Here is a 19,149-nt window from a genome sequence, read left to right as displayed (position 1 = left end):
CTCGGTCTCGTTCGAGGGAGGTTGACGGCAGGTGCACGAGAATGGCGGCATGTCCCGCACCGCGCGCATCGCCGCCCACAGTGACATCGCCACCACCCTCGCCCTCCTCTCCGACCACGAACTCGCCGAACTGGTCGACGCGGGAACGCCGTTGGGGACCGGGATCGGCGGGCGCTCGGCGCTGATCGAGGTGGACGGCAGAAGGGTGTTCGTGAAGCGGATGCCGCTCACGGATGTGGAGCGGCGGCCGGAGAACGTCCGCTCGACGGCCAATGTGTTCGGTATGCCCGCCTACTGCCACTACGGCCTCGGAAGTCCCGGCTTCGGCGTCTGGCGGGAACTGGCCGTGCACACGATGACCACGAACTGGGTGCTGGCGGACCGGTTCCCGGGCTTTCCACTCATGTACCACTGGCGGGTACTGCCCGACACGCCCCAGCCGCCGCACGACGAACTGGCGGATGTGGAAAAGGTCGTGGCCTACTGGGGCGGCAGCCGACAGGTGCGCGAGCACATCGAGGCCCGGCGCACGGCGAGCGCGAGCCTGACCCTGTTCGTCGAGCACTTCCCGCACACGCTCCACGACTGGTTCGACGACCAGCTGCGAACCGGCGATCCGGACGCCGCCTGCACCCTCGTGGAGCAGCGGCTCAAGAGCACCACCGACTTCCTCCACGAGCACCGACTGCTGCATTTCGACGCCCACTTCGAGAACATCCTCACCGACGGCCGACAGCTCTACCTCACCGACTTCGGCCTGGCGGTCTCAGCACGCTTCCGACTCGCCCCCGAGGAACGGGAGTTCCTCGACCGGCACCAGCACTACGACCGCTCCTACGCCACCGCCCGGCTGGTGAACTGGCTCGTCGTCGCCCTGTACGGATACGACCTCCCGGAGCGCGAGGCCTTCGTGCGCGCCTGCGCCGACGGTGAGCGGCCCGGCGGAATCCCCGAGGCCGCCGCCTCGATCATCACCCGGCACGCGCCGCTCACCGCCGTACTGGCCGACTTCAACCGCCGTGTGCAGAACGAGAGTCGGCTCACCTCGTACCCCGCCGACGAACTGAGCCGCGCCTACAACAGCTCGACGCTCTCCGCGTAGTGACAGGCGACCGGGTTGCCCCCGCCCCGGTCCACCAGCGCCGGTACCTCCTCGACGCACGACGTCCGTTCGCTGTCGGTGAGTTGGCCCGCGAACTTCGGGCACCGCGTGCGGAAGCGGCAGCCGCTGGGCGGGCGGACCGGGCTCGGGACGTCGCCCTGGATGGTGATCCGTTTCCGGGCGCGTTCCTTGCGCGGGTCGGGCAGCGGGATGGCCGAGACCAGGGCCTGGGTGTACGGGTGCGCCGGGCGGGCGAAGAGCTGTCGGGCGGGGGCGATCTCGACCAGGCGGCCCAGGTACATGACGGCGACCCGGCCGGCCACGTGCCGCATCACCGACAGGTCGTGGGCGACGAACAGGAAGGACAGGCCGAGTTCGCTCTGTAGGTCCATCAGCAGGTTGAGGACGCCCGCCTGGATAGACACGTCGAGCGCGGACACGGGTTCGTCGAGGATGACGACCTTGGGCCGCAGGGCCAACGCCCTCGCGATGCCGATGCGTTGGCGCTGTCCGCCGGAGAACTCGTGGGCGAAGCGGTTTCCGTGCTCGGGGTTGAGCCCGACCAGCCGCAGGAGTTCGCTCACCTCGGCGCCCGCCCCGGATCCGTACCGCCCGTGGATGCGCAGCGGTTCGGCGACGATCTCGTGGACGGTCATCCGGGGGTCGAGCGAGGCGTACGGGTCCTGGAAGACGATCTGCAACTCCCGCCGCAGGGGCCGCATCTGACGTCTGCTCAGCCGGGTCAGTTCGTGCTGCCCGTAGCGGACCTGGCCCGCGGTCGCCCGTTCCAGGCCGAGGACGGTGCGGGAGATCGTGGTCTTGCCGGAGCCCGACTCCCCCACCAGGCCCAGGGTTTCGTTCTCGTGGAGGTCGAAGGAGACTCCGCAGACGGCGTGCACATCGCCGACTCGGCGCCGGATGACACCCTTGGACATGACCGGGAAGTGCTTGACCAAGTCCCGTACCTGGAGGACCGGTTCGCCGGTGCCGCCGTGGCCGGGCAGCGGCGGCAACGGGACGGCGGCCTGCGCGGGCGCGGTCATACGGCGTCCTCCTCGGGGTTCGTGGCGGGGGCCGCGTCGGCGAAGCGGGCCAGGGCCTCGGTGTCCGCGCCGACCGCGTCGAAGACCTGATCGGCGCCGGTGTCGACGAGTTCGTCGGCGAAGTGGCAGGCGCTGAGGTGCAGATCGCCGCCCGCCCTGCGCAGGACGGGTTCGTCCGTGTCGCAGACGTCCCGGCGCATCGGGCAGCGGGGGGCGAACGGGCAGCCGGGCGGCAGGTTGAGCAGGCTCGGCGGTGAGCCGGTGATGGGGGTGAGGCGTGCCTCCTCGCGGTCGAGGCGGGGCAGGGAGCCGAGCAGGCCGAGGGTGTAGGGCATGCGCGGGGTGTAGAAGATGTCCTCGACCGACCCCGTCTCCACGATCCGGCCGGCGTACATGACCGCGACCCGGTCGGTGTGGCCGGCCACCACCCCCAGGTCGTGGGTGATGAGGACGAGCGCCGCGCCGGTCTCGGCGCGGGCGGTCTCCAGGGCTTCGAGGATCTGCGCCTGCACGGTGACGTCGAGGGCGGTGGTCGGCTCGTCGGCGATGATCACGTCCGGGTCGTTGGCCATGGCGATCGCGATGACAACGCGCTGGCGCATGCCGCCGGACATCTCGTGCGGGTAGCTGTCGACGCGCCGTTCGGGGCTGGGGATGCCGACCGTGCCGAGGAGTTCGACGGCCCGTCTGCGGGCGTCCTTGTGTTTCATCTCGGGGTTGTGGCGCAGCAGGGTCTCGCCGATCTGATAGCCCACGTTGTAGACGGGGTTGAGGGACGTCATCGGGTCCTGGAAGATCATCGCGATGCCGCTGCCGCGCAGGTCGGAGAGGCGGGCGTCGGACAGGCCCAGCAGCTCGGTGCCCTCGAAGCGGACCGAACCGCGCACCTTGGCGCCGGTCGGCAGCAGCCCCATCAGGGCGAGGGCGGTCACCGACTTCCCGGACCCCGACTCGCCGACGATACCCAGCGATTCGCCCCGGTCGAGCCGGTAGCCGACGCCGCGCACGGCCCGTACCGTCCCGTCCTCCGTGCCGAACTCCACACTGAGGTCCTCGACTTCGAGCACGGCGGAGGTCACGGGGACCTCGCGCACTCCATGACTCGTGGTCGTCACTGTCGCACCCTTTGCTGCCGGGGGTCGAAGGCGTCGCGCAGTCCGTCGCCGATGAAGTTGATGGTCAGCGCGATGGCGATGATGAACGCGCCGGGGATGTAGAAGAGCCAGGGCCGGGTGTCGACCGCCGTCTGCGCCTGGGAGACCAGCAACCCCAGGGAGGTGTCGGGGGGTTGGACGCCGAAGCCGAGGAAGGAGAGCGCGGTCTCGGTGAGGATGCCGGTCGCCACCAGGATCGTCGCGTTGACGATGATCGGGCCGAGGGCGTTGGGCAGCAGATGCCGGAAGATGATCCGCGCGTCGGAGGCGCCGAGTGCCCGCGCCGCCTCGATGAACTCCTTCTCGCGCAGCGACAGCACCGAGGAGCGCACCACCCGGGCCACATACGCCCAGGTCAGTCCGGCGATCACGAGGGCGATCCAGTACCAGGAGCCGCCGGTGCGGGAGGAGATGACCAGGGCGATCGCGAACAGGGGCAGCGTCAGCACTAGATCGGCGATCCGCATCATGACCGCGTCGACGACGCCCCGGTAGAAGCCGGCGATGGCGCCCCAGATCGCGCCCAGCAGGGTGGAGCCGAGCGCGATCATGATGGCGATCTTGAGTGAGGTCTGGGTGCCGCGCATGACCTGTGCGTAGGCGTCGTATCCCGAGGAGTTGGTGCCGAACGGGTGCTTCCAGGACGGCGGTTTGGAGTTGTCCTCGGTGTACTTCTCGTAGGAGTAGTGCCACAGGTGCGGGCCGATGAACGCCCACAGCAGGATCAGCACGAACACGACCAGGCTGACCATCGCGGCCCGGTGCCGTACGAAGCGGCGCAGCACCAGCTGGGTCTGGGTGCGCTGCCGTACGGTGAACTCGCGGTCGCCGGGCGGCAGTTGCGTGCCCGCGGAGCCCGGTGCCTCGATGTCAGTCATAGCGGATCCTCGGGTCGAGTACGGCGTAGAGGAGATCGGCGATGAGGTTGAACCCGATGACGACGACGGCGGAGAGCAGCAGCCAGGCCATGGTGCGGTAGACGTCGAGCGTGGTCGCCGCCTGGACCAGCATCTCGCCCATGCCGTGCCACTGGAAGATCGTCTCCGTGATCACCGCGCCGCCCAGGATGATCGCGATGTCGAGCGCGGTGACGGTGGCGAGCGGGATGAGGGCGGTGCGCAGCGCGTGCCGGGTCATCACCCTGCCGCGCCGCAGCCCCTTGGCACGGGCGAGCCGTACGTAGTCGCTGTTGAGGACCTCCAGCATGGAGGCGCGGGTGTAGCGGGTCCAGGACGCGAAGGAGACCAGGGCGAGGGTGATGGTGGGCAGGATGAGGTGGCCGACGTGATCGGTGAACTCGTTCCACGTGGTGTCGACTTCGAGGTACGGGGACTTCTCGCCGATGGTGCCGAGGAACTGACTGCCGGTCTTCTCGTTGAGCCAGATTCCGGCCTGCTTGAGGAGGACCGCGAACCAGAACACCGGCATGGCGAGGAACAGGAAGCCGAAGAAGGTGATCGTGTAGTCGGCGGCGGAGTACTGGCGGATGGCGCTGAACACGCCGAAGACGACGGCCATGATCAGCGCGAGGATCATCGCCGCGGCGACCAGGGTGATGGTCACCTTGAAGCGGGTGAACAGGTCGTGTCCGATGTCCAGGTTGGCCTGCACGGACGGGCCGAAGTCGCCGTGCAGGACGCCGGTGATCCAGTTCCAATAGCGTTCCATCACCGGCTGGTTGGCGTGGATGTGCCGGGCGAAGGCGGCCACCGCCGCTTTGCTGGGCGCGGGTTGGCGTGAGGTGGCGAAATTCGCCACCGGGTCACCGGAGTTGATGACCACGAGGAACACGATGAACGTCGAGACGATGAGTACGGGTATGGAGACGAGGATGCGGCGCACGGTGTAGGCGAGCATGCGGTCTTCTCTCGGAGGCCGGCGGTTCGGGGATGCCGTCCGTGGTCGGGGCCCGGCCCCGGTGTCGCCGGAGCCGGACCCGACAGGCGTTGCTGCGGGGCTACTTCTTCAGGCCCCAGGTGCCCGTGTTGTAGGCCGGTCCCACATTGGTGGAGTTGTTCCGCATGTTCACGAACCGCGTCTGCGAGGCGAAGAACGTCGGCTTCTGGTAGAGCGGCAGGACGTAGGCGTCGTTCACCATGAGCTGGTCGGCCTGGTTGAGGAGGGCCGCGGCCTTCGTCGCGTCCGTCTCGCCCACGGCCTGGGAGATCAGGGAGTCGGCCGTCTTGTTGCTGTAGCCGCCGTAGTTGCCGCCACCGCCGGTGAACCAGTTCTGCTGGGCGTTGCTGGTCGGGAACGGTGCCGCGACCCAGGCGAAGACGATGATGTCGTACTGGTGCCCGGCGAGGACCGTGCCGAGGTCGGCCGCGCCGATCGGCTTGATGGTGATCTTGATGCCGAGGCTCGCCAGGTTGCTCTGGAGGATCTGGCACTCGCTCTGCCGGATCTGGTTGCCGGTGGTGTAGCGGCAGTCGAAGGGGCCGACGGCCTTGCCGTCCGGAGTCTTCAACGCCGTGCCCACACCGGTGAACTTGGCGTCCGTGAGGTACTTCTTGGCCTTCGTCAGATCACCGGATCCCTGGCCGGTGCCGGTGACCAGGTCCTTGTAACCGGCCTGCCCGGGAACGAAGTTGTGGCTGCCGAGCGGCTTCACGGCCGGGTCGAACTGGCCGACCGTCTTGGCGATGATGTCCTTGATGTTGATCGCCGTGAACATCGCCTGACGCAGCGCCAGATACTTGCCGAGCACCGGGTCGTGCAGGTTGAGGTCGAAGTGCTCCCAGGTCAGCCCGTTGCCGATGTTGTAGGTGATGCCGGGGATGTCCTTGACCTGGTTGACCAGGTCGACCTCGGGCTGCGGGTAGATGCCCTGAACCTCGTTGTTCTTCAGGGCGGTTGGCTCCTGGGTGGCATCGGAGATCACCTTGAAGATCAGCCGTTGCAGGGTCGCCTTCTTCGCGCCGTACCACTTGGGGTCGGGTACGTAGGTGGCGTGGTCGTTGTCGACCCACTGCTGCATCTTGTAAGCGCCCGCGGTCGGGTACTTGGTGGGCGGCGTCTTCAGGAAGTACTGCCAGGCCTGCGCCATCTGAGTGGCCGTCATGGCGGCGGCGTCACCGACCTTGGCGCCGGAGAGCTTCTCCGCGGTGTGGGCCGGGTAGAGCGGATAGCCCGCGCCGAACAGGGACTTCCAGTCGGAGTACGGCTTCGACATCACCATGGTGAAGGTCTTGCCGTTGTCGGACGGGGTGAGGGACTTGATCCGGTCGTAGCCCGCGGTGCTCTGCGGCAGACAGCCGTGGGTCTGGCTGGAGTCGCTGGCGGGCGGCGGCGGGCAGTCCTTGCCGTCGTTGGTGCGCCAGTAGTAGGTGAAGTCGTCGGCGGTGATGGGCGTGCCGTCGTTCCACGCCGCCTTCGGGTTGATCTTGTAGACGATGGTCTGCGGGCTGGTGCTGGTCTGCGTCGCCGAGGTCACCAGATCGGTGTTGAGGGCGACGGTGAAGTCCGGCTGGGGCACGAACACCTGCGGCAGGACGACCTCCAGGGCCTCCCCGTTCTCGAAGGTGTTGCCGTTGACGTCCTGGACGTTCCACTGCTGGATGTTCTTCTCCAGCACATAGGTGTACGTTCCGCCGGACTTGGTGGCGGCCGAGTTGCAGGTGTTGGCCTGTCCCACGGTGTTGCAGGACGTGAGTCCGGCCGAGCTGCCCTTGCTGGGGCTGCCGCCCCCACCACCGCCGCTGCTACAGGCGGTGAGCACCAGGGTGAGCCCGGCGGCGAGAGTGAGGGCCCGGGTGAGGGCCGAGGATGGCGCGCGCATGTTCCTCTCCTTCGACCGGCGAAATGTCCGGTCCCGTCGAGGCGGCCGGCGGCCGCGAGAGAACTGAGCTGCGCAAAGACGTTAGAGCTCCGATGTACCTTCTTCACGTTCCTGTTCATACCGGGACGGCGACAATTCGCCCTCGCTTTGTTATCGGAATGTCCCGTGCCCCGCAAAATCGCCAGGTCGCGTCCCCGAAAAGGCAAAGTCCCGTCCAACATCGTTGATCCGACCGCAAATTGACGGGTCGTCAGCCAACCGGTACGCCCGCCTCCAGATAGAGCGCGGCCCCGCGTTCCCGGGCGCGCAGCGCCCACCGCAGGCGCTCGTAGCGGACCGGCGGCAACAGGTCGGCGGCCTCCCGCTCACTGGCGAAGCACCAGCCGCGCAACTCCGGTCCCGGCAGCAGCAGTCGGTCCGCCTCGGCGGCGCCCAGCCGGCCGCCGTCGAAGAGGAGGCGCAGACCGCCGTAGCCGGGTGGTGCGGGTGGCTCCCAGTCGACGACGAGCAGGCGGGGTACGTCGTCGAGGACGAGGCCGGTCTCCTCGGTGACCTCGCGCATGCCGGCCCGGGCGGGTGCCTCGCCGGGTTCGACGACGCCGCCGGGGAACTCCCAGCCGGCCTTGTAGGTGGGATCGACGAGCAGCACCCGGTCCTGCTCGTCGAAGAGGAGCACTCCGGCCGCGATGGTCTCGGAGGTGGGCTCCGGGGTCTGCACGATGTCGCAGACGGGGACGGTGCCGCTGCCGACCGCGTCGGCGATCCGGCGGGCCGTCTCGTACGGGGTGAGGGCACTGGTGTCGACGAGATGAGCGTCGGCGGTGAGCCAGGAGGCGAGTGCGGCGCGGTACGGCTCGATGTGGTCGTACGCCCACTGCTGCATCCGCAGCTCGCCGTCGGGGAGGTCCGGCGGGATCTCCCGGCCGGCTATTCGCTCGCGCAGGATCGTTTCCGCCGGTGCCAGGAGAACATGCCGGACCGCGACCCGGCGGGCCGCGAGGCCGCCGAAGATCTCGTCGCGGTATTCCTGGCGCAGCAGGGTCATCGGGACGACGAGGGTCCCGCCGAGCTCGGCGAGCATGGCGGCGGCCGTGTCGATCACGAGCCGTCGCCAGATCTGCAGGTCCTGGAAGTCGCCGACCTCCGCGAGGCGCTTGGGCGGGAGCAGGTTCGGGAGTGCCCCGCCGATGATCTCGGGGTCGAAGAACGTGCTGTTCGGGATCAGGTCGATCAGTTCCCGTGCGGTGGTGGTCTTGCCTGCACCGAACGCACCGTTGATCCAGACGATCACGGACAGTTCCCCCTCTTCTATTGGCCCCCTGAGGCTTGCCCGTTCCACCCTGCCACGGAAACCAGCCGCAGTTGAGGGGGTACATACGACGGCGCCGGTGCCCCCTCCGACGGGGCACCGGCGCCGAGCTTTTCCGGCCGCTATCAGCTGTTCTGTCCCAGGGAGTTCTCGTCGACGGCGAGGCTGCCGTCGCTGACGAGGTGGTCCATGGAGCCCACGGTGTCCTTGACGTTGAGATCGCCGAGTACGTCGTGGTCGTGGGAGTGCGACGGACTGATCGCGGCGACGACGAACCCGGTGGCGAGGGAGGCGATGGCGAGCATGCTGCGCTTCTTCATGCCCCGTTCAACTGACGAAGCGCGCCGGGGTCACGCCCGGACCAGCCGCCGGGTGGAAACCGCTCCGCCGCGCGACCGTCGTACGAGGTCGACGGCCGCCTCGGGCCACTGCGGATGGTCGAAGGCGAACCCCTCCGCCAGCAGCCGCCCCGGGACGACCCGTCGGCTCTTCAGGAGGAGTTCGGTGTCCGAGCGCAGTGCGAGGGCGCCCAGTTCGGCCATCCACTTGGTGGCGGGCAGGCCTACCGGGATTCCCCGGGCGGCGCGCAGGACGCGCATGAAGGCGCGTTGCGGGAGCGGCCCCGGGGCGGCGAGGTTGACCGGCCCGGCGATGTCGTCGCGCGCGACGAGAAACTCCACCGCGCGGACGAAGTCCTGGTCGTGGATCCAGGACACGTACTGGGCACCGCCCGCGACCGGACCGCCGAGCCCGAGCCGGGCCAGCCCGAGCAGCACGTCGAAGACACCGCCCCGGTCGGGGCTCATCACCATGGCGGCGCGCAGGGCCACCTTGCGGGTGCCCGGGGTGTCGGCCCGTTCCTGCTCGCGCTCCCAGTTCTTGGCGATCTCGACGCTGTACGACCAGTAGCCGGGGACGTCCGGTTCGGCGCCGCCGATCAGGCCGGTGGCCTCGTCGTTGGAGGCGTCGTAGCGATGGGTGTAGACAGTGGCGGTGCTCATCTGTAGCCACACGCGCGGCGGGTGGGCGGCGGCCGCGATCGCCTCGCCGACCACCCGGGTGGAGTGCACGCGCGAGTCCATCATGGCCTTGAGGTTGGCGGGGGTGTAGCGGCAACTGACGCTGCGGCCCGCCAGGTTGATCACGACGTCGCTGCCGTCGATCTCCCGGGCCCAGGAGCCCAGGGTCTCGCCGTCCCACCACACTTCGCGGTCGCGCTTCGGCCGCCTGGTCAGGACGACGACCTCGTGGCCGGCCTCGGTCAGGGCGCGGTCGAGGATCGCGCCCACCTGTCCCGTACCACCGGGAATGACGATCTTCACAGGGCTCCCCCTTCTGTTCTGGAGTGAGCCTAGCGCAGAAAGTTGAACGTGTTCAAATCTTACTCGCGATGGAAAGTCGAACAATCAATACGCAACTCTTCCAACAGAGTTGGACACGTCCTACCGTAATCGCGCACATGACATGCACAGGAAGTGATCCCATCTCTCGCGAGTCCGGAGGAACGTCACCATGCGTCACCCCCACACCCGCACGGCCCGCCGAAGAGTGGTAGGAGTGCTCGCAGCAGGGCTGTTGTGCGCGGCGGGCCTCGCCGTGCCCGCGGTCGCCGCCCCCGTACAGGACCCCGTCTCCCCCGCCCTGGCCGACGGTCAGGCGCTCACACCTCCGATGGGTTTCAACAACTGGAACTCCACCCACTGCCGCGCCGAGTTCAACGAGTCCATGGTCGAGGGCATCGCGGACCTCTTCGTCGCCAAGGGCCTGAAGGCGGCCGGCTACCAGTACGTCAACCTCGACGACTGCTGGGCCCTGCCGTCCCGTGACGCCGACGGCCAACTCGTCCCCGATCCCGTCCGCTTCCCGCACGGCATCAAAGCCGTCGCGGACTACGTGCACTCCAAGGGACTCAAGCTCGGCATCTACACCAGCGCGGGCACCAAGACCTGCAACGACGCCGGATTCCCCGGCGGCCTGGGCCACGAGTACAGCGACGCACGGCAGTTCGCCGACTGGGGCGTGGACTACCTCAAGTACGACAACTGCAACAACCAGGGCGTGGACGCCAAGTCGCGCTACACGACCATGCGCGACGCGCTGAAGGCGACCGGCCGCCCGATCGTCTTCAGCATCTGCGAATGGGGCGAGAACAAGCCCTGGGAGTGGGCCTCGGACGTCGGGCACCTGTGGCGCACCACGGGTGACATCAGCGACAACTGGGGCTCGATGCTGTCGATCCTCAAGCAGAACCTGCCGCTCGCGCCGTACGCCGGGCCCGGGCACTGGAACGACCCCGACATGCTGGAGGTCGGCAACGGCGGGATGACGGACACCGAGTACCGCTCGCACTTCTCGATGTGGTCGATCATGGCCGCACCGCTCCTCATCGGATCGGACCTGCGCAAGGCGACCGACGCGACCTTCGACATCCTCGACAACAAGGAGGTCATCGCGGTCGACCAGGACCCGTTGGGCAAGCAGGGCAACGTTGTCACCTCCGAGGGCGGACGCTGGGTCGTCGCCAAGGAGATGAAGGACGGCAGCCGTACCGTCGCGCTCTTCAACGAGTCCGGCAGCGCCCAGCGCATCGCCACCACCGCGACGGCCGTCGGCCTCCCGAACGCCCGCGCCTACACCCTGCGCGACCTGTGGCAGCACAAGAGCTACAACACCGCGGGCACGATCTCCGCGACCGTCCCGGCCCACGGCACGGTCCTGGTACGGGTCTTCGCCGACCGGCAGTCGGTCAAGAATCCGCCCGCCGTCGAACTCGGCCTGGGCAGCACCCCGTTGGTCCAGGCGGCGACCGCGACCCCGCTCACGACGACGGTGACCGACCTCGGCCGCACGACCGCCGAGCACGTCTCCGTGACCCTGACCGGGCCCACCGGCTGGAAGATCCGGCCCAGGTCCTCGACGACCGCGAAGGCCGTGCGGACGGGCAAGTCGCTGCGCACCAAGTGGACGGTCACCGCTCCCCCGGAGACGCCTACGGGATCGTACGACCTTGCGCTGAAGGCGAGTTACCGCTCGCCGAGCGGTACGCGCGTCACCAACACCCTGCCGTTCACCGCGTCCGTGGTGGTCGCTCCGCCTGCCGGCACCTCGTACCTCGGTGACCTGCCGTGGATGTCAACCGCCAATGGATGGGGGCCCGTTGAGCGCAACACCAGCAACGGGGAGAGCGCGGCCGGGGACGGCAATCCCCTCACTCTCGGCGGAGTCGTGTACGCCAAGGGACTTGGCGTACACGCCGAGAGCGAGGTGGACTACTACACAGGGAAGACGTGCGAGAAGGTCACCGCGGACGTCGGTGTGGACGACGAGAAGGGGGCCAACGGGACCGTCGCCTTCGAGATCTGGGCGGACGGCACGAAGGTCGCCTCGACCGGCGTCCTCACCAACGCGATGCCCGCCCAGCCGGTCACGGCGGACGTGACCGGCGCCCAGGTGGTCCGACTCGTCGTCACCGACGGCGGCGACGGAATCGACTCGGACCACGCGGACTGGGCGAACGCTCAACTCACTTGCTGAGCAACGTACAACTCACTTGCCGGACAAGGGCGTAGGCCGCTGAACGAACGTTTCGTCCGTTCAGCGCCTCACACCCCGGCCGCGGTCGCGCTGCTCGCCTGCCCGGCGAGCGCGGCCGCGGCCGCTCCCACCAGCCCGGCGTCCGTGCCCATTTGGGCCGGTGTCACGGTCAACCGCCGTACGAAGGACAGCGTCGCGTAGTCGCTCAACGCCTTGCGCAACGGCGTGAAGAGCACGTCGCCCGCCTTGCCCACGCCCCCGCCGATCACGGCGATGTCGATCTCGACGAGGGTCGCGGTGGCCGCGATACCGGCCGCGAGGGCCTGCGCGGCCCGCTCGAAGGAAGCGACGGCGACCGGGTCGCCCGCGCGGGCGGCGGCGGCCACCGCGGCGGCCGAGGTGTCGCCGTCCGGGCCCGGCCGCCAGCCGCCCTCGACCGCCCGCCGGGCGATGTTGGGACCGCTGGCGATCCGCTCGACACAGCCGCGCGAACCGCACGGGCAGGCGTCGCCGTCCAGGTCCACGCTGATGTGGCCGATGTGGCCCGCGTTGCCGGTCGGACCGGGATGCAACTGCCCGTTGAGGACGAGACCGCCCCCAACTCCCGTGGAAACGACCATGCACAGCGCGTTGGCGTGCCCGCGCGCCGCTCCCTGCCAGTGCTCGGCCGCGGTGATGGCCACGCCGTCGCCGATCAGCTCCACGGGAAGGTCCCCGGCCGCCGCACGCACCCGCTCGACGAGCGGATAGTCGCGCCAGCCGGGCACGTTGACCGGGCTCACGGTGCCCGCGGAGGCGTCCACGGGACCCGCGCTGCCGATGCCGAGGGCGCTCGCGCGGGACCACGAGGGCGATGCGGTGAGTTCCGCGAGCACCTCCTCCACGGCCCGCATCACGGTGTCGCCGTCGTCCTGCGAGGGCGTCGGGCGCTGCGCGCGCACCAGGATCTTGCCGTGGCCGTCCACCAGCGCCCCGGCGATCTTGGTGCCGCCGATGTCGAGCGCGGCCACGAGGTCGGTGTGCATCAGTGTCAGATCTCCCCGTCAAACATGAGAACCACCAGAAGGTGAGTTGGACCGGTCTCGCGGTGGGGGCGCAGGCCGGAGATATCGGTGGACAGTCTCTCTCGCACATGACAACGTTGTCCAGGCTCTATGCTCGACGCCACATCCTCATACAAACCCATGGACCTATGCATCCCCCGTGGACGACAGGACAGGACAGCGCATCGTGCCAGAGACCGCCCGCCGCCCCGAGAACCGCTACGGCAACCGTCCGACCATGAAGGACGTGGCCGCGCGCGCGGGTGTCGGCCTGAAAACGGTGTCACGGGTGGTCAACGGCGAACCGGGCGTCACCCCCGACACCGAGCGCCGCGTCCAGGAGGCCATCGACGCACTGGGGTTCCGGCGCAACGACAGCGCGCGCGTCCTGCGCAAGGGCCGCACGGCCAGCATCGGCCTCGTCCTGGAGGACCTCGCCGACCCGTTCTACGGCCCTCTCAGCCGCGCGGTCGAAGAGGTCGCCCGTGCCCACGGCGCCCTGCTCATCAACGGCTCAAGCGCCGAAGACCCGGACCGGGAGCAGGAGTTGGTGCTCGCGCTGTGCGCCCGGCGGGTGGACGGTCTGGTGGTGATCCCGGCCGGGGACGACCACCGCTATCTGGAGCCGGAGATCAAGGCGGGCGTCGCGACCGTGTTCGTGGACCGGCCGGCCGGGCAGATCGACGCCGATGTCGTCCTGTCCGACAGCTACGGCGGCGCGCACGAGGGGGTCACCCACCTCATCTCCCACGGTCACCGGCGCATCGGCTTCATCGGTGACATGCCCCGCATCCACACGGCCGCCGAGCGTCTGCGCGGCTACCGCGCCGCCATGGAGGACGCCGGCATAGCGGTCGAGGACTCCTGGATGTCCCTGGGTGTGACCGACCCCGTGCGGGTCCGCCGGGCCGCCGAGGACATGCTGTCCGGCCCCTCCCCTGTCACCGCGATCTTCGCGGGCAACAACCGTGTGACGGTCACCGTGGTCCGCGTCCTCGCCGAACAGTCCCGCCGGATCGCCCTCGTGGGCTTCGACGACTTCGAACTCGCCGACCTGCTCCAGCCCGGCGTGACCGTCGTCGCCCAGGACGCGGCGGCCCTCGGCCGTACCGCCGCCGATCGCCTCTTCCGCCAGCTGGACGGCACGCTCATCGCCCCAGAACGCATCGAGTTGCCGACCCGGCTGATCACGCGGGGCTCGGGCGAGCTGCCGCCGTCGGACTGAGCCGACCCGTGAACGACCGTACGCTGGAGGCTCTGGGGCTGGCCCGGGCGCCGCGTGAGTTCCCGCTCGACTACCCGGGTGTCTGGCCCGCCACCTCCGGACTCCTCGTCGGGGACCGGCTGTTGCCCCTCGCCGACCGCTTCGCGTACGAGGACCGCACTCCGGTCCTCGCCATCGGTTCCAACGCCTGTCCCGGTCAACTGCGGCACAAGATGGCGGAGTTCGGGATCGGCTCCCCCGTGCCGATGGTGAAGGTACGGGTCACCGGTGTCGACGTCGGTGTCTCGGCGCATGTGAGCCGCGTGGGCTATGTGTCCGCGTCGCCGGTCAACTCACCGGGTGTTGTACGGGAGTTGTTCGTGACGTGGTTCGACGCGCGGCAGCTCGCGGTGGTGGACGCGAGTGAAGGGGCATACGACCGGGCGTGGTTGACCGGGCCCGAGTTCCGATTCGCGTCGTCGGACTCCGGGGAGTCACTGCTGGGCGCGTATGTCTATGTCAACCGGTACGGGGTGCTGCGTGACGCAACGGGTGTGCCGCGCCGGCATCCGGGCGAGCGCGCGCTGCTCACCGAACTTCTCGCCGCCTCACCGGAGTTGAGGAAGCTGTTCGGGCGGACGCCGGAGGAGTTCTGTGCGCGGGCACGCGGGGACCGGGAATTGTGCGAGCGGGGTACGCGGCTGTTCCGGGAGGAGGGGTTGGTGACGGTGTCGGGTCTGGAGCGCTTCGTACGGCCTCAGCAGACCGGGAGTCCCGGGACCGGCTCGTCGTTGCCCCCGCCCTTGATGTAGACGTCGCTGACATAGACGTCCGTGTTGCCGCTGTCGTCGTCCGTCTTCGCCCACCAGACGTTGGTCCACTGGCCGTAGGTCTCGCGGCGGCCCAGGTTCACCTGGCAGTAGAAGTAGTTGGTGCCCGCGCCGAGCACGCCCGCCTCGGTGCCGGACGCGGTGTAGGACTTGGCGGTGCGCCACACCTGGCAGTTGTATTTGCCGCCGCCGATGGACTGGCAGGCCGGGGCGGGGCTGGAGCTGGTTCCGTTGGTGGGGGTGCTGCTGCCGCCCGTGCTGCCTCCGCCGCCGGAGGACGTGGACCTGCTCGGCGAGGCGGTGGGAGATTGCTTGGCCGTCGGGTCGTCGCCCTTGTCGGTGTGCTGCTGGGTCGGTGTCTGGGTCCCGTCGGCGCCCTGTCCGGTGGGCTTGGCGGAGTCCGAGCGCTTGGCGTCCGCGCGTGCGGTGGGCGAGGAGGCGCCGACGTCCTGGACCGGGGGTGAGCCGCCCTGGGAAGTGACCGAGGCGTCACCGGAGTTGGCGTAGTGGGCGACGACCACTCCGGCACCGGCGAGGACGACCGCCGTGGCAGCGGCGGCGATCAGCACGCGTGCCTTGCGGCGGGGGCGGGCGGGGCGCGCTATGGGCCCGGTCGGTGGGGTCGGGTGGGGTACCGGGGCGAGGGGCGGGCCGAAGCCTTGGGGTGCGGAGGTGGGAGTTGGAGTGGAGGCGGGCGGAGGGGCATCGGCTCCAGTCGGCCGCGCCGAGGAACCGGGGGCCTGTTCTCCCGCCGCCGACACGGCGGCAGGCCCTCCCTCGGCCTCCCGCAACAGAGTCGTCGGCGAGTCCGTCTCCGGCGCCTGCGCCACCGCCTCCAGCAGACTGCGCGCCTGGTCGGCGTCGGGGCGGGACTCGGGGCGTTTGTCGAGGAGTTGACGCAGGACGGGGGCGAGCGGACCGGCGCGGTGGGGTTCCGGCAGGGGCTCGTCGACGATCGCCGTGAGCGTGGAGTACGTCGAGGTGCGGCGGAACGGTGAGGCGCCCTCGACGGCCGCGTACAGCGTGGCGCCCAGGGCCCAGACGTCGGAGGCCGGGCCGGGGTCGGCGCCCTGCGCCCGTTCGGGAGCCAAGTAGTCCAGGGAGCCGATGAGTTCGCCGCTGCGCGTGAGGTGCGTGGCGGAGCCGTCGCCCGGGTCGTCCATGGTCGCTATGCCGAAGTCCGTGAGGACGACCCGGCCCGAGCGCTCCAGCAGGATGTTCCCGGGCTTCACATCGCGGTGCAGCACACCGGCGGCGTGGGCGGCGGCCAGCGCCTCCATCACCTTCGCGCCGATCCCGGCCGCCTCGCGCGGGTCGACGGGGCCGCGCTCCCCCAGCACGTCGTCCAGGGAGGGACCGTCGATCAGCTCCATGACGATCAGCGGGCGACCGTCGACCTCAGCGATGTCGTGCACGGCGACGACACCGGGATGGCGGACCCTCGCCGCCGCCCGTGCCTCGCGCTGCATCCGCAGCCGCAGATCGGCGAGTTCGGGCGCGTAGTCGTCGGTGAAGGAGCGCAGTTCCTTGACCGCGACCTCACGGCCCAGGACCTCGTCGACGGCGCGCCAGACCACGCCCATACCGCCGCGCCCGAGCCGGGCCACGACGCGATAGCGTCCGGCCAGCAGTCGGCCGACTCCGTCCACGCGTCCGCTCTCCCCCGAAGACACTGCCGCTCCGTTTCTGTGGCACAACCATGAACGCCGTACAGCCTACGGGGCGGCAGTGACAACAGGAGGGGGCGGCGACAGCTGTGACAGGTCCGCTACTTGGCGGACGCCGTCAGGTCGCCCCGGCGTGGCGCGGCGAAGCCCTCCAGGTCCGTCCGGGTCAGCCCGGTCGCACCCGCCACCTCGGCGATGTCGAGCGCGCCGCAGTCCAGGCCGCGCAGCAGATAACCGCTGAGGGCCTTGGCGGTCGCGGGCTCGTCCATGACGTCGCCGCCGGCCCGGTTGGCGTAGCGGGCGAGGCGGGCGGCGGCCTGTTCGAAGCCCTCGCGGTAGAAGGCGAAGACGGCCGCGTAGCGGGTGGGGATGTGGCCGGGGTGCATGTCCCAGCCCTGGTAGTAGGCGCGGGCCAGCGCCCGCCTGGTGAGGCCGTAGTGCAGCCGCCAGGCGTCGTGGACCCGGTCCGTCGGACCGACCGGCAGCACGTTGGTGGAGCCGTCCGAGACGCGCACTCCGGTCCCGGCCGCCGCGACCTGCATGACGGCCTTCGCGTGGTCGGCGGCGGGGTGGTCGCTGGCCTGGTAGGCGGCGGAGACACCGAGGCAGGCGCTGTAGTCGAAGGTGCCGTAGTGCAGGCCGGTGGCGCGGCCCTCGGCGGCCTGGATCATGCGGGCGACCGTGGCGGTGCCGTCGGTGGCCAGGATGGACTGGCTGGTCTCGATCTGGATCTCGAAGCCGATCCGGCCGACGGCGAGTCCGTGTGCCTTCTCGAAGGCCTCCAGGAGTCGCACCATCGCGGTGACCTGCTCCGCGTAGGTGACCTTGGGCAGGGTCAGGACCAGCCCCTCGGGCAGTCCACCGGCCGCCATCAGTCCGGTCAGGAAGATGTCGAGGGTGCGGATGCCCCGGTCCCGTACCGGCGCCTCCATGCACTTCATCCGGATGCCCATGTACGGGGCCGCCGTGCCCTTCTGGTACGCCTCGGCGATCAGCCGGGCCGCGCGGGCGGCGGCCTCGTCCTCCTCGGCGTCGGGGCGGGGGCCGTAGCCGTCCTCGAAGTCGACGCGCAGGTCCTCGATGGGCTCGCGCTCCAACTTGGCCCGCACGCGCGCGTGGACGGGCTCGGCGAGTTCGTCGGAGAGGCCGAGGACGGCGGCGAAGGAGGCCGCGTCGGGTGCGTGCTCGTCGAGGGCGGCGAGGGCGCGGTCGCCCCAGGTGCGGATGGTGTCGGCGGCGAAGGCGTCACCGGGGACGTAGACCGTGTGGACGGGCTGGCGGGTGCCGGGGTCGCCGGGGTAGCGCCGCTCCAGTTCGGCGTCGACCGGTGCCAGGGAGGCGCTGATCTCCTCGCCGACCGCGCCCGCGAGACTCGTCGCCACCTTCTCCTGCTCGCCCTGACCCATTCCACAGCCTCCAGGTTTCCGCTCTACGGAATCAACAATCCGTAGAACGAAGTTATCCGTGGATCTTCCCGCCGGTCAACACCCTGTCCACGGCGTGAACCCACACCGTTCACTCCCGCCCCGAGGCCCTCTTCCGCCCAGCTCTCCGCCCCTTCATCCTGACTCCCAAGGGGAGGGGACGCACATGGCTACTGTCAGGACGGTGACGCGGCGCGCCGGGCTCACCACACTGGTGGCGGCCGCCGTCGCCCTGCCACTCATCGGAACCGCACGCTCCGGAACCGCCCGGAAGGAGACCCGCCTGCTGGACGTCATGACCTTCAACCTGCGCTACGCGAGCAGCGAGGAACCCAACAGCTGGAAGGTCCGCCGCCCGGTGATGCGCGACCTGCTGCTCCGCGCGGCCCCCGACATCATCGGCACCCAGGAGGGCCTCTACGCGCAGCTCCAGAACATCAAGCAGGACCTCGCGCCGCACTACGACTGGATCGGCGGCGGCCGCAAGGGCGGCAGCTTCGACGAGGAGACGGCGATCTTCTACGACACCCGCCGACTCGCGCCCGTCGAGTACGACCAGTTCTGGCTCTCCGACACGCCCTCGGTGATCGGCTCGAACACCTGGGGCGGAGACCACCCGCGCATCGCCACCTGGATCCGCTTCCGCGACCTCGGGGACGGCGGACGGCAGTTCTACGTCCTCAACACCCATCTGGACAATGCGAGTCAGTACGCGCGCGAGCGTGCCGCCACGCTCATCGCCCAGCGCCTCGCCCGTCTCGACCGCTCCCTGCCGATCGTGGTGACCGGCGACTTCAACACCGCCGCGTACACCACCTCGGTCTACGAGACGATGCTGGGCGCCGGCCTCAGGGACACCTGGGACGCGGCGGCCGGGCGCGGGCCGCTGTACGGCACCTTCCACGGCTATCGCGCGCTCATCCCCGAAGGGAACCGCATCGACTGGATCCTGGTCAGCGAGGGGATCACCGTGCGCCGTACGGCCATCGACACGTTCTCCGAGAACAGCCAGTTCCCCAGCGACCATCTGCCCGTGCAGTCCACGATCAGCCTGGGATGAG

16 protein-coding genes are annotated in these 19,149 nt (G+C 69.7%); 5 read left to right on the top strand and 11 right to left on the bottom strand.

All coding sequences use genetic code 11. The annotated features are described in order from the left end of the window. Positions 1-49 precede the first annotated feature (49 nt). A complete protein-coding gene (locus tag ACWIHT_RS16480) occupies positions 50-1,102 on the top strand; it encodes a protein kinase family protein (protein ID WP_456168694.1) in 1,053 nt (350 codons plus the stop codon). On the opposite strand, the gene ACWIHT_RS16475 is transcribed toward ACWIHT_RS16480, so the two are convergent. From ACWIHT_RS16475 to ACWIHT_RS16440, 8 genes are all read right to left on the bottom strand, one after another. After that, positions 1,075-2,145, bottom strand: a complete 1,071-nt coding sequence (locus ACWIHT_RS16475) for an ABC transporter ATP-binding protein (protein WP_456168692.1) — start codon at positions 2,143-2,145, stop codon at positions 1,075-1,077. The genes ACWIHT_RS16480 and ACWIHT_RS16475 overlap by 28 nt on opposite strands. Then, the gene (locus ACWIHT_RS16470; RefSeq protein WP_456168690.1) at positions 2,142-3,260 is read right to left on the bottom strand and encodes an ABC transporter ATP-binding protein; all 1,119 of its coding nucleotides are present in this window, start codon (positions 3,258-3,260) and stop codon (positions 2,142-2,144) included. Before ACWIHT_RS16470 ends, ACWIHT_RS16475 begins: the two co-directional genes overlap by 4 nt. After that, a complete protein-coding gene (locus tag ACWIHT_RS16465) occupies positions 3,257-4,177 on the bottom strand; it encodes an ABC transporter permease (protein WP_456168688.1) in 921 nt (306 codons plus the stop codon). The genes ACWIHT_RS16470 and ACWIHT_RS16465 overlap by 4 nt, the downstream gene beginning before the upstream one ends. After that, complete coding sequence (locus ACWIHT_RS16460) at positions 4,170-5,156, bottom strand: ABC transporter permease (protein WP_456168686.1); 987 nt, start codon at positions 5,154-5,156, stop codon at positions 4,170-4,172. The genes ACWIHT_RS16465 and ACWIHT_RS16460 overlap by 8 nt, the downstream gene beginning before the upstream one ends. A gap of 100 nt (positions 5,157-5,256) precedes the next feature. Next, on the bottom strand, positions 5,257-7,077 hold the full coding sequence (locus ACWIHT_RS16455; RefSeq protein ID WP_456168684.1) for an ABC transporter family substrate-binding protein: 1,821 nt from the start codon (positions 7,075-7,077) through the stop codon (positions 5,257-5,259). A 250-nt stretch (positions 7,078-7,327) separates the two neighbouring features. Continuing rightward, positions 7,328-8,368: an NUDIX hydrolase gene (locus tag ACWIHT_RS16450; RefSeq protein ID WP_456168682.1), complete on the bottom strand. Its 1,041-nt coding sequence runs from the start codon at positions 8,366-8,368 to the stop codon at positions 7,328-7,330. Positions 8,369-8,511: 143 nt separating this feature from the next. After that, entirely contained in the window at positions 8,512-8,706 is a 195-nt protein-coding gene (locus tag ACWIHT_RS16445; RefSeq protein ID WP_456168680.1) for a hypothetical protein, read from the bottom strand. A gap of 30 nt (positions 8,707-8,736) precedes the next feature. Then, positions 8,737-9,708 carry a TIGR01777 family oxidoreductase gene (locus tag ACWIHT_RS16440; protein WP_456168678.1) on the bottom strand — a complete coding sequence of 324 codons (972 nt, stop codon included), beginning with the start codon at positions 9,706-9,708 and terminating at the stop codon, positions 8,737-8,739. 190 nt (positions 9,709-9,898) lie between these two features. On the opposite strand from ACWIHT_RS16440, the gene ACWIHT_RS16435 reads away from it, so the two are divergent. Beyond that, positions 9,899-11,920 (top strand): NPCBM/NEW2 domain-containing protein, encoded by a 2,022-nt coding sequence (locus ACWIHT_RS16435; protein WP_456168676.1) that lies wholly within the window; start codon positions 9,899-9,901, stop codon positions 11,918-11,920. A 68-nt stretch (positions 11,921-11,988) separates the two neighbouring features. Here the strand turns inward: ACWIHT_RS16435 and ACWIHT_RS16430 are convergent, their stop codons facing one another. Beyond that, complete coding sequence (locus tag ACWIHT_RS16430) at positions 11,989-12,945, bottom strand: ROK family protein (protein WP_399120907.1); 957 nt, start codon at positions 12,943-12,945, stop codon at positions 11,989-11,991. Between the two features lie 205 nt (positions 12,946-13,150). Here ACWIHT_RS16430 and ACWIHT_RS16425 point away from each other — a divergent pair, with 205 nt between their 5' ends. Continuing rightward, positions 13,151-14,188 carry a LacI family DNA-binding transcriptional regulator gene (locus ACWIHT_RS16425; RefSeq protein WP_456168853.1) on the top strand — a complete coding sequence of 346 codons (1,038 nt, stop codon included), beginning with the start codon at positions 13,151-13,153 and terminating at the stop codon, positions 14,186-14,188. A gap of 8 nt (positions 14,189-14,196) precedes the next feature. After that, positions 14,197-14,979: a hypothetical protein gene (locus ACWIHT_RS16420; protein WP_456168674.1), complete on the top strand. Its 783-nt coding sequence runs from the start codon at positions 14,197-14,199 to the stop codon at positions 14,977-14,979. Here the strand turns inward: ACWIHT_RS16420 and ACWIHT_RS16415 are convergent. Then, a complete protein-coding gene (locus ACWIHT_RS16415) occupies positions 14,925-16,670 on the bottom strand; it encodes a protein kinase domain-containing protein (protein WP_456168672.1) in 1,746 nt (581 codons plus the stop codon). The two genes, ACWIHT_RS16420 and ACWIHT_RS16415, sit on opposite strands and share 55 nt — an antisense overlap. 95 nt (positions 16,671-16,765) lie before the next feature. Then, positions 16,766-18,070: a DUF6986 family protein gene (locus tag ACWIHT_RS16410; RefSeq protein ID WP_456168670.1), complete on the bottom strand. Its 1,305-nt coding sequence runs from the start codon at positions 18,068-18,070 to the stop codon at positions 16,766-16,768. A 184-nt stretch (positions 18,071-18,254) separates the two neighbouring features. Here ACWIHT_RS16410 and ACWIHT_RS16405 point away from each other — a divergent pair, with 184 nt between their 5' ends. Next, the gene (locus tag ACWIHT_RS16405; RefSeq protein WP_456168668.1) at positions 18,255-19,148 is read left to right on the top strand and encodes an endonuclease/exonuclease/phosphatase family protein; all 894 of its coding nucleotides are present in this window, start codon (positions 18,255-18,257) and stop codon (positions 19,146-19,148) included. Position 19,149: the final 1 nt, after the last annotated feature.

The sequence above is a fragment of the Streptomyces sp. NPDC002276 genome (assembly GCF_053891435.1).
The sequence above is the reverse complement of the archived record's forward strand: the minus strand, read 5'-3'. Positions and strand labels throughout refer to the sequence as shown.

Coding starts and splice junctions, on each gene's coding strand:
- ACWIHT_RS16460 (WP_456168686.1), bottom strand. CDS start 5,156: ATGCTCGCCTACACCGTGCGCCGCATCCTCGTCTCCATACCCGTACTC.
- ACWIHT_RS16435 (WP_456168676.1), top strand. CDS start 9,899: ATGCGTCACCCCCACACCCGCACGGCCCGCCGAAGAGTGGTAGGAGTG.
- ACWIHT_RS16410 (WP_456168670.1), bottom strand. CDS start 18,070: ATGGGTCAGGGCGAGCAGGAGAAGGTGGCGACGAGTCTCGCGGGCGCG.
- ACWIHT_RS16430 (WP_399120907.1), bottom strand. CDS start 12,945: ATGCACACCGACCTCGTGGCCGCGCTCGACATCGGCGGCACCAAGATC.
- ACWIHT_RS16475 (WP_456168692.1), bottom strand. CDS start 2,145: ATGACCGCGCCCGCGCAGGCCGCCGTCCCGTTGCCGCCGCTGCCCGGC.
- ACWIHT_RS16455 (WP_456168684.1), bottom strand. CDS start 7,077: ATGCGCGCGCCATCCTCGGCCCTCACCCGGGCCCTCACTCTCGCCGCC.
- ACWIHT_RS16480 (WP_456168694.1), top strand. CDS start 50: ATGTCCCGCACCGCGCGCATCGCCGCCCACAGTGACATCGCCACCACC.
- ACWIHT_RS16465 (WP_456168688.1), bottom strand. CDS start 4,177: ATGACTGACATCGAGGCACCGGGCTCCGCGGGCACGCAACTGCCGCCC.
- ACWIHT_RS16445 (WP_456168680.1), bottom strand. CDS start 8,706: ATGAAGAAGCGCAGCATGCTCGCCATCGCCTCCCTCGCCACCGGGTTC.
- ACWIHT_RS16405 (WP_456168668.1), top strand. CDS start 18,255: ATGGCTACTGTCAGGACGGTGACGCGGCGCGCCGGGCTCACCACACTG.